The sequence below is a fragment of the Caecibacter sp. AF58-12pH5A genome (assembly GCF_027681725.1).
Classification (GTDB): Bacteria; Bacillota; Negativicutes; order Veillonellales; family Megasphaeraceae; genus Megasphaera; species Megasphaera hominis.
On record NZ_JAQDBC010000051.1, the window covers coordinates 1 to 12,745 of the forward strand.

At 54.7% G+C, this 12,745-nt stretch carries 10 protein-coding genes; all 10 read right to left on the reverse strand.

Translation table 11 applies throughout. The features are described 5' to 3' along the window. Positions 1 to 136 precede the first annotated feature (136 nt). The gene (locus tag PGX44_RS13090; RefSeq protein ID WP_498855718.1) at positions 137 to 1,351 is read right to left on the reverse strand and encodes an MFS transporter; all 1,215 of its coding nucleotides are present in this window, start codon (positions 1,349 to 1,351) and stop codon (positions 137 to 139) included. 18 nt (positions 1,352 to 1,369) lie between these two features. After that, positions 1,370 to 2,539 carry a M20 family metallopeptidase gene (locus PGX44_RS13095; RefSeq protein ID WP_186503411.1) on the reverse strand — a complete coding sequence of 390 codons (1,170 nt, stop codon included), beginning with the start codon at positions 2,537 to 2,539 and terminating at the stop codon, positions 1,370 to 1,372. A gap of 190 nt (positions 2,540 to 2,729) precedes the next feature. Further along, complete coding sequence (locus tag PGX44_RS13100; protein WP_498855719.1) at positions 2,730 to 3,872, reverse strand: aminotransferase class V-fold PLP-dependent enzyme; 1,143 nt, start codon at positions 3,870 to 3,872, stop codon at positions 2,730 to 2,732. Positions 3,873 to 3,931: 59 nt separating this feature from the next. Next, positions 3,932 to 5,224: an adenylosuccinate lyase gene (gene purB / locus PGX44_RS13105; protein ID WP_186503413.1), complete on the reverse strand. Its 1,293-nt coding sequence runs from the start codon at positions 5,222 to 5,224 to the stop codon at positions 3,932 to 3,934. A 115-nt stretch (positions 5,225 to 5,339) separates the two neighbouring features. Further along, the gene (locus PGX44_RS13110) at positions 5,340 to 7,073 is read right to left on the reverse strand and encodes a proline--tRNA ligase (protein WP_498855720.1); all 1,734 of its coding nucleotides are present in this window, start codon (positions 7,071 to 7,073) and stop codon (positions 5,340 to 5,342) included. Between the two features lie 124 nt (positions 7,074 to 7,197). Further along, complete coding sequence (locus PGX44_RS13115; protein WP_498855721.1) at positions 7,198 to 8,589, reverse strand: NAD(P)/FAD-dependent oxidoreductase; 1,392 nt, start codon at positions 8,587 to 8,589, stop codon at positions 7,198 to 7,200. Between the two features lie 146 nt (positions 8,590 to 8,735). Then, on the reverse strand, positions 8,736 to 9,746 hold the full coding sequence (locus PGX44_RS13120; protein WP_498855722.1) for a GGGtGRT protein: 1,011 nt from the start codon (positions 9,744 to 9,746) through the stop codon (positions 8,736 to 8,738). A gap of 14 nt (positions 9,747 to 9,760) precedes the next feature. Further along, complete coding sequence (locus PGX44_RS13125; RefSeq protein WP_186503419.1) at positions 9,761 to 10,453, reverse strand: iron-sulfur cluster assembly scaffold protein; 693 nt, start codon at positions 10,451 to 10,453, stop codon at positions 9,761 to 9,763. 77 nt (positions 10,454 to 10,530) lie between these two features. Then, the gene (locus tag PGX44_RS13130; RefSeq protein ID WP_498855723.1) at positions 10,531 to 11,448 is read right to left on the reverse strand and encodes a LysR substrate-binding domain-containing protein; all 918 of its coding nucleotides are present in this window, start codon (positions 11,446 to 11,448) and stop codon (positions 10,531 to 10,533) included. 168 nt (positions 11,449 to 11,616) lie between these two features. Beyond that, entirely contained in the window at positions 11,617 to 12,606 is a 990-nt protein-coding gene (pdxA, locus tag PGX44_RS13135; protein WP_498855724.1) for a 4-hydroxythreonine-4-phosphate dehydrogenase PdxA, read from the reverse strand. Positions 12,607 to 12,745: the final 139 nt, after the last annotated feature.

Genomic DNA, 12,745 nt, shown 5'->3' on the forward strand with positions numbered 1-12,745 from the left:
AAGATGCAAATAAAAAGAGGATGTGGACAAAATGATTTCTCATTTTGTCACATCCCCTTAGTATATCTTTTATTCGCTTTTTAGGCAATTTCTTCTACTGCTGCCGCTTCCGGTTCGGCTGCCTGTTCCTTAATGGTCATGGTGACCAATACGGAAAGGACCGTCGCCCCGACGAGGCAGGCAAAGCTCGTACCAAAGCTGCCACCGGACAGCTGTACCAGATAGCCAATGAGGATAGGCGATAAGAAACCGGCCGTCTGGCCGGCCATATTGACAAAGCCCATGGCCCGCCCGTAATCGCACTGGAAATGGCACTCATAGGCAGCGCCATCAGTGCGCCAAAGGCGCCAAAGAGGAAGAATCCGCCCAGCGTTTCAAAGGCAATAGCCAAAGACGGATCGGCCACGGCATAGGTCAGATAGAGGCAGATTGCCCCGGGAATCTGCGTCATAATGACGGGGATTTTCCGGTTGTGGGCAAAGCGCGTATCCGAAAGCCAGCAAAAGAGGATAATACCGGCCGTACCGGCAAAGAAAGGCAGGGACGCCGTAATCCCCATCTTCGTCAGCTCAAAGCCTCTGGCCTTGACCAGATAACTGGGCAGCCACGACAAAAAGCCCCACAGGGTAATGTCAAAAAAGAAGAAGCTCACAAACGTACGCCACACAGCCGGTACTTTAATGATTTCCCAAAAGGACACGTGACTGGTTTCAACCTGCGCCGCCTGATCTGCCTTCAATTCAGCCAATTCGGCCTGGCTGATTCCCTTGCTATGAGCCGGATTGTCCGGAATGAGCCGCCAAATGAGAAGGCACATGATCACGCCGGGAATAAAAAGGGAATAAAACACCATCCGCCAGCCCCAGGCAGCCATAATGGCCACGACAAAAAGCGGTGCCAGGGCCGGGCCAAAGGCATTCGAGGACATCATGAGTCCCGTAGCGGTTCCCCGGTCTTTATGGGGAAACCAATTGGAAATCGTCCGGTACGACGCGGCCGGAAAGATCCCTTCGCCGACGCCGAAGGCTACGCGGACGACCAGCATATGGGCCAGATTCGAGGCCATACCGGTCACGGCCGTAAAGACCGACCACCAGGCAATGCCCGTCAGCATGACCTTTTGGGCGCCAAATTTATCTGCCAGAAGTCCCCCGGGAATCTGGAATAAGGCATAGCCCACAAAAAAGGCACTCATGACGCCGCCCATCGCCAGCGGTGTCAGGTTAAACTCATCGGCAATATAGGGAATGGCCGTAGCCATTACCATGCGGTCCAAATAAGCCGTAACCCAAATGATAAATAAAATGATAATAACTGTATTCCTGTGCTTCCAAGCGGAATTCCTATTCATGGCACTGCCCCCTCTTCGTTAGTCAACCAGGTACGTCTGGACCAGCTCTGCATAAAACCGTGTCGCTTCGTGCAGGCGATCCAATTCGATATATTCATCCGGCTGATGTGCCATATGCTGTTCCCCCGGGCCATAGACAATAAGCGGAATATCCGTATGGGGCAAAAAGACAGCCGCATCGGTATAACACATAAAGCCATTGGGCGCTGTCGTCCGGCCCGTTACCTTTTCATGGACACTGCGGCACAGGGCTACAAAGGGATCGGTCCCTTTCGTTTCTACCGGCGCCCGGTCACTGATGACCTCGATTTGGGCAGAAAATCCCGGTACGTCCTGCTGCAGCTTCCGGCAAATGCCCTGCAGCTGGTCGAGGATGGCTGCGTGAGACTGGCCCGGTACCGTACGGATATCGAGCGTCAGCTCGCACTGATCGGGCACGACATTCGTTTTCAGGCCGCCGTGGAGCGTAGCAATATTCATGGTCGGTTTCCCTAAGAGAGGATTTTCCTCATAGGCGAACTGACAGGCCAGGAGTTCATTCAAAAAGGCGTTCATGTGCACGATGGCATTGATCCCTTTTTCCGGCATAGCGCCGTGGGCCGTCTTGCCATGGAGCGTTACCTTCAGCCACAGGGCGCCCTTTTCGCAAATCGTAATCTCATTGTAGTTCGGTTCGCCAATGACGATGGCTCCTACGTCGTCGAGGCCGCCCGATTTCAATAAATCCCAGGCACCGAGGCTGTCCGTTTCCTCATCAATGGAAGCAGCCAGGATCAAATCCCCCTTCAGCACCACCCCTGATGCTTTGACTGCCAGCAAGACCTGCATCATAGCCGCCAGGCCGCCCTTCATGTCCGACGTGCCCAGGCCGTATAAGCGGCCTTCTTTGATGATCCCGCCCCAGGGATCTTCCGTCCATTTTCCCGGCGGCACCGTATCGAGATGGCCGTCAAAGAGCAGGGCCTTTCGTTCCCCCGTGCCTTTAATGCGGCCAATGACGTTGGCCCGGTTATCCCCCATATCGCGGAATTCGACGTCAATACCGGCCCGGGCCAGCTCGTCGGCAATCCACTGGGCCAGTTGTTTTTCGTTGCCCGGCGGATTCACCGTATTGGTCTGAACCATCTTCTGCAAAATACGGATAGTAGCCGCTTCCTGGACGGCTCCTGTCACTGCTTCTTTACTCATGCTGAACACCCCCAAAAATAAAAAACATGCCCTGGTGCGAACCAGGACATGTACCAGCGTACGTCGTACTGTGAGAACACGTGCGCTTACCCTTGAACACGATACTAGGATACATGTTCCATTAGGGATAGTCAAGTGTTCTTTAGAAAAAGACACGCTGTATTTCTATACCATTTTTGCAATATAATTATCACTGTAGCGCCGCTATCTCGTGCAGTGCCTTAAGGGCCGCGTCGATGTCCCCTGCCGTCGTAAAGGACGAGAAGGAAAAGCGTACGGCACCGATGTCCGTCGTGCCTAAGGCCGTGTGGACCAGAGGGGCGCAGTGAAAGCCCGGCCGCGTGGCCATCTCATACGTATGCCAGAGAATATCACTCACCGTAGCCGACTCGGCACCGGCAAAATTGATGGCAAAAACAGGCACCCGTGGCCCTGTAAAGTCGCCGTAGACGGTCAGGCCGGGTACTTGTCTAAGGCCTGCTAAAAACTGCTCTGACAGGGCATTTTGGCGTTTTTTCAGGTCCTGCTCCCGGCTCAGGATGTATGCGATGCCGGCGGCCAGGCCCATGATGCCGGACACGTTGGCCGTGCCGGCTTCAAAAATCGCCGGTACGCCGCCGGGCTGTTCGTGCTCAAAGGGATGGACGCCGTCGCCGCCGGTCACGACGGGCACGGCCGGCGCATCGCGGCGGATGCAGATGCCGCCTGTGCCGCCCGGGCCGTAAAGGGATTTATGGCCTGTAAAGCAGACAGCCGTAACGCTGCCGTCTGAAAGGTCGATGGGAATGACCCCGGCCGACTGGGACACGTCGAGGACCAGGAGCAGGCCGTGGCGGCGGCAAAAGTCCTTCACCCGCGTTAGGTCGAGGACGTTGCCCGTCACGTTAGACGCATGGTTGCAGACGACGAGCTGCGTTTCCGGCCGCAGCTTGTCTTCCAGGTCTTCGTAATGCAGGCGTGCCGTGCCGGCGTCGGCCCGTACGTAGTCGATGGTGACGCCTTCCTTTTCGAGCTGGTACAAGGGCCGGAGGACGGCGTTATGCTCCCACATAGTCGTCAGGACGTGGGCACCGGGCCGGATGAGTCCCTTGAGGACCAGGTTGAGGGCCAGCGTCGAATTGTGCGTAAAGGCCACGCCGTACTCCTCACCGGCGTGGAAGAGCCGGCGTACGAGGTCCTTGGCCTGCTCTACTTCCCTGTAGGAACGCAGGGAATAGCCGTGGGCCGCCCGGGACGGATTGCCATAGAGGCCGCTCGTCAGGGCCTTAGAGACGGCGTCGGCGACACTGGCAGGCTTTTGTACGGTCGTCGCGGCGTTATCGAAATAATACATCCTTTCACCTCCAAAAAAAGGCAGCCCCGTAAAGGGCTGCCGAATGATCGTGCCTGATATCAGATGCCGAAACGGGCAAAGATGGTGTCTACATGGCTGAGCATTTTGTGAACGTCGAAGCAGGCTTCGATTTCTTCCTGCGTCATGTAGCGGGCTACATCTTCATCCTTTTTCAGGTTTTCCAGGAAATCTTCCCCTTCGAGCCAGCGTTTCATGGCATTGCGCTGTACCCAGCGGTAGGCCTGTTCACGGACAGCACCTTTTTCTACGAGCGTATTGAGGAGAATCGGGCTGTAAATGAGGCCGCCTGTGAGGTTCAGGTCCTGAAGCATCTTGTCCGGATAGACGAGGAGCTTGTCGATGACGCGCGTGAAGGTCTGGAGCATGTAGTCCAGGGCGATGGTGCTGTCCGGCAGGATGACCCGTTCTACAGAGGAATGGGAAATATCCCGTTCGTGCCAGAGCGCTACGTCTTCGAGAGCTGCCTGGGCGTTGCCGCGGATGACGCGGGCCAGGCCGCACATGCGTTCACACGTAATGGGGTTCCGTTTATGAGGCATAATGGAAGAACCCTTCTGCTTGGGGCTGAAGTATTCTTCTGCTTCACGGACTTCCGTACGCTGGAGGTGACGGATTTCCGTAGCAAATTTATCGATGGAGCTGGCAATGACAGCCAGGGTCGTCACGTATTCGGCATGACGGTCACGCTGCAGCGTCTGCGAGGAAATAGGCGAAGCGGCAATACCCAGATGGTCGCACACGTATTTTTCTACGAAGGGATCGACGTCTGCGTAGGTGCCGACGGCGCCGGAAATCTTGCCGACAGCAATGGTTTCCTTAGCCCGCTTCATGCGTTCGATGTTGCGTTCCGTTTCTGCCAGCCAGTTGCACAGCTTGAGGCCGAAGGTCGTGGCTTCTGCGTGAATGCCATGGGTACGGCCGATGCACGGTGTGTATTTGAATTCAACGGCCCGGCGGCGCAAAACGTCGCGGAACTGTTCCAGGTCACGGATGAGGATATCCGAAGCCTGGCCCAGCATGTAGCCCAGGGCTGTATCCTTTACGTCTGTCGAGGTCAGGCCCAAATGAACGTACTTGCCTGCTTCGCCGATGTTTTCCGAAAGAGTAGATACAAAAGCGGCAATATCATGATGTGTTTCCGCTTCAATTTCGTGGATACGGTCTACGGAAAAGGCTGCTTTTTCACGGATTTCCGCAGCAGCTTCCTTAGGCACGTTGCCTAATTCGGCCTGCGCTTCGCTGGCCAGGATTTCGACCTGCTTCATCGTATCCCATTCGTTATATTCTGACCAAATCTTACCCATTTCTTCTTTTGTATAACGTTCTATCACTTGTATCTCTCCTTTTGCACACCTATGGATAGTTGAAAGAAAAAAGAAATCAATTTTTATTATACACTATCTTTTCGGACCCCTGCAATGCACAGGGCCCGAAAAGAGCGGGTAATTACATATTTTTTGCCTGCAGTTCCGCCAGGATTTCCTGTACGCGGGCAACGGCCTGTTCCTTCGGCACGATTTCCTTGACGCCCGTACGGCGTACCTTAACTTCGACCGTACCATTCGTCTTCGTGTCCTTGCCGACGACGACCTGGACGGGGTAGCCGATGAGGTCGGCATCGTTGAATTTGACGCCGGCCCGTTCCTTACGGTCATCGAGGACAACATCCGGCGTCTGGGCCAGGAACGTTTCATAGAGGTCCGTAGCGACGGAGGCCATTTCTTCATCCTTCATGTTGAGGGGCAGGACAGCGATCTTATACGGAGCCACGGCAACAGGCCACATGATGCCGTGTTCGTCGTGGTACTGTTCGATGATGGCGGCCATGGTGCGCGTTACGCCGATGCCGTAGCAGCCCATGTAGAAGGGCTTGGCCTTGCCGTCCTGGTCGAGGAAGGTCGCCTGGAGGGACTCGGAATATTTCGTGCCCAATTCAAATACCTGGCCTACTTCGATGCCACGCATAATGTTGACGGGCGCGCCGCATTTAGGGCAGCAGTCGCCTTCGGTCATGTTGCGGATGGTCGTCACGGTGACGTTCTTGAAGTCCCGTTTGGCGTTGACGTTCTTATAGTGGTAGCCGAGCTTGTTGGCACCGGTGACACCGTTGGGAACGTTCATGGCCGTCGGATCGACGAGGACAAAGAACGTTTCGTTGTCCGGCGTATCGGCGTCCATAGGGCTCATGTAGCCCGGCTGCAGGCCATGGGCCTTCAGCTCTTCTTCCGTTGCCGGTTCGATGGCGTTGCCACCGACGAAGTTCTGGACGGCTACGTCGTTCACCTCGTGGTCGCCGCGGACCATGCAGAGAACGGTCTTTTTGCCGTCAATATTGAAGGCGACGGCCTTGATGGTCTTTTCTACAGGAATCTGCAGGAACTCGGCCAAATCGGCAATGGTTGCGCAGTGCGGCGTTTCGATGAGTTCTACATTCCCCGGCGTTTCGGCTGCCATTTCGATTGGTGCCGGCGTGGCTTTTTCGATATCCGCTGCATAGTCGCACTGAGAGCACGATACGACTTCTGCTTCACCGGCCCCGGCCAGGGCCATGAATTCGTGCGTATGGCTGCCGCCGATCTGGCCGCTATCGGCTTCGACCTGCTTAAACTGCAGGCCGCAGCGCGTGAAGACGCGCGTATAGGCGTCGTACATGATCTGGTAATTCTGGTGCAGCCCTTCTTCGTCAGCATCAAAGGAATAGCCATCCTTCATGACAAATTCACGGCTGCGCATGAGGCCCAGACGGGGACGGATTTCGTCGCGGTATTTATTCTGCATCTGCCAGAGCGTGAGCGGCAGCTGCTTATAGGAACGCAGTTCGTTACGGACGAGCGTCGTAATCAGTTCTTCATGTGTCGGTCCCAGGCAGTACTTGTTGTCGTGGCGGTCCGTCAATTTGAACATTTCCGGGCCATAGGCATCCCAGCGGCCTGATTCGTGCCAGATTTCAGCTGGCTGTACGATAGGCATCATGATTTCCTGAGCGCCGGTCTTGTCCATTTCTTCACGGACAATGGCCTCTATCTTCAGTTCGACCCGGCGGCCGAGGGGCAAGAACGAATACAGGCCGTTACCGTTTTTACGGATCATGCCGGCCTTCAACATGTACTGATGGCTGGCAATTTCCGCATCAGACGGAATTTCGCGCAGCGTCGGGCTGTACAACTTTGATGCTAACATAAATGAAACCTCCTCATTGGTTACGGAGCCGTCTCTCCTTGCGGCAACAGACGGCCCTTTCACCCATTGTAGCCTCTATCCTTGGCGGCGTCAACAAATTACGCCGCCAGAAGGAGCCTTCTTCCTATACCTGCTGGGTCCGGGCCAGGATTTCCTGGCCGACCGTGACACCTGCTGCCGAAGCCTGGACGAGGCCGCGCGTAATGCCGGCGCCGTCGCCGATGGCAAAGAAATTGGGAATCTTCGTTTCTAACTTGTTGGAAAGATCCAGGCGGTTCGAATAGAATTTGACTTCTACGCCGTAAAGGAGCGTGTGGCGGGAATTGGCACCGGGCGCTACCTTATCGAGGGCTTCGAACATTTCCTTAATATCCATCATGTGGCGGTACGGCAGGACGAGAGACAAATCCCCCGGTGTAGCGCTGGGCATAGTCGGCCGTACGAGGCCGCGCTGAATCCGTTCCGGTGTGGAACGGCGGCCATCGAGGAAATCGCCCAGGCGCTGGACGATGACACCGCCGCCGAGGATGTTGGCCAGGCGGGCAATGTATTTGCCATAGCGGATCGGTTCGTGGAAGGGTTCCGTGAACTTCTTCGATACGAGGATGGCAAAGTTTGTATTTTCACTGCGCTTGTGGGCATAGCTGTGGCCGTTGACCGTGAGGAGACCGTCGTTATTTTCCGTAACCACGAAGCCGTACGGGTTCATGCAGAACGTGCGCACGCGGTCGTCGAAGGATTTGCTGAAGTAAATGAGCTTCGATTCGTAGACGATATCCGTAATCGGCTCGAAGACTTCGGCCGGCATTTCTACGCGCACGCCGATATCGACGGCGTTCGACGTCAGGCGCAGGCCCATCTTTTCTACTTCACTGACAAACCATTCCGAGCCTTCCCGGCCAGGGGCGCTGACCAGATACTGGCAGGCATAGTCCTGGCCGTTGATGCGGACGCCCTTGATGGCACCGTCTTCGACGACGATGTGTTCCACTGCCGTATCGGAGAGGATGTCTACCTTGCCGTCGAGGAAATCGCGCATGTTGGTCAGGATCTGGGCGTTTACGTCTGTGCCCAGGTGACGGATGCGGGCCGGAATAAAGCGCAGGTCCGCTGCGGCCGCCCGCCGTTTGATCTGGCGGATGTCATCGAGGTTTTCATCGCCATAGACCTTGCGTTCGGCACCGCCAAAGCGGCAGTATACGTCGTCGACGTAATTGATTTTTTCGAGCAGTTCGGCCTGGGACATGTAGTCGTCCAGATTGCCGCCGAATTCTGTCGTCAAGGTCAGCTTGCCATCGCTGAAGGCGCCGGCACCGCCCCAGCCGCAGACGACGTTGCGCACTTTATCTTCCTTGCGCGCGTTCGGATTCTGGCTGGTGGCAATACGGGCCCGGATGTCCTGGCCTTTTTCTACTATGAGAATCCGGAGTCCCTTATCGGCCAGCTCCAAAGCCGTAAAAATCCCGGCCGGACCGGCACCAATGATAATAACATCATACGTTTTAATTGCGTTCATTGCTTCCGCCTCCCATAAAAAAACGCTCAAACGGGATCGCCGTTTGAGCGTAACTAACTAAAAAATATCCTAATTTAGATTACCACAGGATGAAGGCAATGTCAATAAATGGCATATGTCGGACTGCCTGCCCGTAGTGACCGGCCTTAGAACTTGCCGGCCTTGGCTGCTTCTTCTACAGCGACGGCAACGGCAACGGACGCACCGACCATGGGGTTATTGCCCATGCCCAAAAAGCCCATCATTTCGACGTGGGCCGGTACGGACGACGAGCCGGCAAACTGGGCGTCGCTGTGCATACGTCCCATGGTGTCCGTCATGCCATAGGAAGCAGGACCGGCAGCCATGTTGTCCGGATGGAGCGTACGGCCTGTACCACCGCCGGAAGCGACGGAGAAGTATTTTTTACCCATTTCGATGCATTCCTTTTTATAGGTCCCGGCTACAGGGTGCTGGAAACGCGTCGGGTTCGTCGAGTTGCCCGTAATGGAAACATCGACACCTTCGTGGTGCATGATGGCTACGCCTTCGCGGACGTCGTCGGCACCGAAGCAGCGGACGGCAGCGCGTTCGCCCTTGGAGTAGGCAATTTCCCGGACGATGTGCAGTTCACCGGTCTTGTAATCAAACTGGGTCTGGACATAGGTGAAGCCGTTGATACGGGAAATGATCTGGGCCGCATCCTTGCCGAGGCCGTTTAAAATAACCCGCAGCGGTACCTTACGGGCTTTATTGGCGTTACGGACAATGCCGATAGCGCCTTCTGCAGCGGCGAAGGATTCGTGACCGGCGAGGAAGCAGAAGCACTGCGTGCTGTCTTCGAGGAGCATCGCTGCCAGGTTGCCGTGGCCACGGCCGACCTTGCGGTCTTCTGCTACAGAGCCGGGAATACAGAAGGACTGCAGGCCAATGCCGATGGCTTTGGCAGCTTCTACGGCTGTGCGACAGTCCTTTTTGATGGCAATGGCAGCCCCTACAGTGTAGGCCCAGCCGGCGTTTTCAAAGGCAATGGGCTGAATATCCTTGACGATCTGGTAGGGATCGAGGCCTGCGCTCTGGCAAATATCCCGGCAGGCTTCTACGTTTTCTATGCCGTATTCTTTCAGCACGCCGAGAATCTTATCTATTCTTCTGTCATAGCTTTCGAATAATTCCATCAGTCGTCTCCCCCTTATTCCTGTCGCGGATCAATGTACGAATCTGCTTCTTCAAAACGGCCATAATGTCCTTTGGCATTTTCCATGGCCTGAGCCGGATCGACGCCTTTTTTGATGGCTTCCATCATCTTGCCAAGGTGAATGAATTCATAGCCGATAACCTGTTTTTCTTCATCCAAGGCCATGCGCGTTACATAGCCTTCGGTCATTTCCAAATAGCGCGTGCCCTTGGCCTTCGTACCGAACATGGTACCGGTCTGGCTGCGCAGGCCTTTGCCCAGGTCGTCGAGGCTGGCGCCGATGGGCAGGCCGCCTTCGGAAAAGGCCGTCTGTGTACGGCCGTAGACGATCTGCAGGAAGAGCTGGCGCATGGCCACGTTGATAGCGTCACAGACGAGGTCCGTATTGAGGGCTTCGAGGAGGGTTTTGCCCGGCAGGATTTCCGAAGCCATAGCGGCCGAATGGGTCATACCGGAGCAGCCGATCGTTTCCACCAGGGCTTCTTCGATAATGCCGTCCTTGACGTTCAGCGTCAGCTTACAGGCACCCTGCTGGGGCGCACACCAGCCGACACCGTGGGTAAGACCGCTAATATCCTTGATTTCTTTTACTTGTACCCAGGCGCCTTCTTCCGGTATGGGAGCCGGACCGTGGTATGCGCCTTTGGCAACGGGACACATGTTCTTGACTTCAGTTGAATATATCATGTGTTTCATCCTTTCTTTTATTCAGTATAATACGGGCAGGCATAGAATGCCTGCCCGTTGAAACCAACGTGTTCTTCCTAGTACTTCAACTGCCGGTAAATATCCCGGAATTCACTGCCGTACATGCTGCCCTTGCGCCAGAGGAACGTAAAGGAGTGCTGGGCCTGGAAGTTCCGGATTTTAATGGTCCGCATAAGACCGGCCTGCAATTCGTCCTGGACGGATTTTTCATAGAAGAAGGCAAAGCCGGCGTTGCGGCAGACCGGGGCCTTGATGGCCTGGGGGCTGCCTACTTCGGCACGATAAGGGAAATCCTCCAGGGATAAGCTGTACTCCGACAAGGTCCGTTCGAGCAGATCCCGCGTGCCGGAGCCTTTTTCACGGACACAGAGCCGCTTGTGCAAGAGATCCGTCAGGGACACTTCTTCCGGCGCGTCAAAATCAACGCCGCACACAGCCAGCAGCGGTTCCTTGGCGTACAGCAGGGTTTCGTATTCTTTCTGTTCAAAGAAGCCTTCGACGATGGCAAAATCGATGCTGCCTTCGTTGAGCTTTTTCAATAATTCTTCCGTATCGGCAATTTCCAGGCGCAGCATCATATCCTTATTCTGCCGCAGGTACTGGGCCAGCTGATCGACGAGCATAAATTCGCCAATCGTATGGGTAGCGCCAAAGGAAAGGACGCGCGTACTGCGCTTCAACTCTTGCAGCTTCTTTTTTAAAATAAAATCGTCGTGACGAATCGTCAAGGCAGCGCTCAGCAACGTCTTCCCAGCCGTCGTGAGGCTCAGGTGCTTCCCCGTATAGATAAATAATCTGGCATTATACTCTTTCTCCAGATAGCGAATATGCTGTGACACGGCTGGCTGTGTAATGTGCAGCTCTGCCGCAGCCTTCGTATAATTCATATACCGGCAAACACATAAAAATGTATTTATACGAAAATCTAACACGAGTATGCTCCCCTCCTGTATGGTTATGTAAGTAATAATCACTATAAATTATCATAGTATCAATAAATCTTTCTCATGGTTATTCTACGTTATTTCTCACTATTTATCAAGAGAATATCTCTTTTGTTATCGTACGTATGCCAAAAAACAGTAAAAATAAGGGCCACCGCGCCTAGCGCCGTGGCCCAAAGCCTCAGAACATTATCAATTTCAGTGCCGGCCTGAAGCAAAGCGTTGGCCCAGATCGACTGCATATAACATACTTTCCACATTCGCAATGCCTTTGCCGGCAATATCAAAGGCCGTGCCGTGATCGACAGACGTGCGGATAATGGGCAGGCCCAGCGTCACGTTGACACCGCTGTCAAAGGCCATCATCTTCATGGGAATATGGCCCTGATCGTGATACATGGCAACGACGATATCGTACACGCCCTTGTAGGCCTTGAGGAAGACCGTATCCGGCGGTACCGGCCCGTCTACGTGCAGGCCTTCCGCCTGGGCAGCCGCTACAGCCGGGGCGATTTCTTCCAAATCCTCCGTACCGAAGAGGCCGTTTTCACCGCTATGGGGATTGAGGCCGGCTACGGCAATACGCGGCGTTTCTACGCCCAATTGCTGCATCGCCTGCTGAGCCAGGTGAATGCATTCCATAATGCGCGGCTTTTTGGCCCGGTCACAGGCTTGGCGCAGGGAGCAGTGGGTCGATACGTGGACGACAGACATCTTTTCACTCCAGAGCATCATCGTATAGGATTTCGTCTGCGTCAGCGTAGCAAAGATTTCCGTATGGCCGTCAAACATGTGGCCTCCCTTGTGGAGAGCTTCCTTATTGAGCGGCGCCGTCGTAATGACTTCGAGATCGCCCTGCAGGGCGTCACCAATGGCCCGTTCCAAATAGCGGTACGCTGCATCGCCGGCCACAGGCGATACCTTGCCGATTTCCAGGTCTTTGCCCAGGGTCAGGCCGACGACGGAAATGACGTTGATCTTGCCCGGCTGGAAATCAGCCACCTTGTCAATCTGCACCAGCGGCGTCTGCATGCCCAGCAGATCGTGATAATATTTTAATACGTTGTAGCTGCCATAAATCAGAACGGATTGCTTATATTCATCTCGTGCATCAATTGCTTTCAGAGAAATTTCCGGGCCAATACCGGCCGGATCACCCATGGTAATGCCAACGAATTTTGCTGTCATAGTTGCTCCTCCTAATGTTAACAATTGTTATTTTATGTTCTTTTATGTTCATTATAGCAAGCTCCCCCGTACGTGTCAATAAAAAAAGGGGCTGTGAAATAACGCCCCTATAAAAACGAATGAGGATCACTGGCTCGAA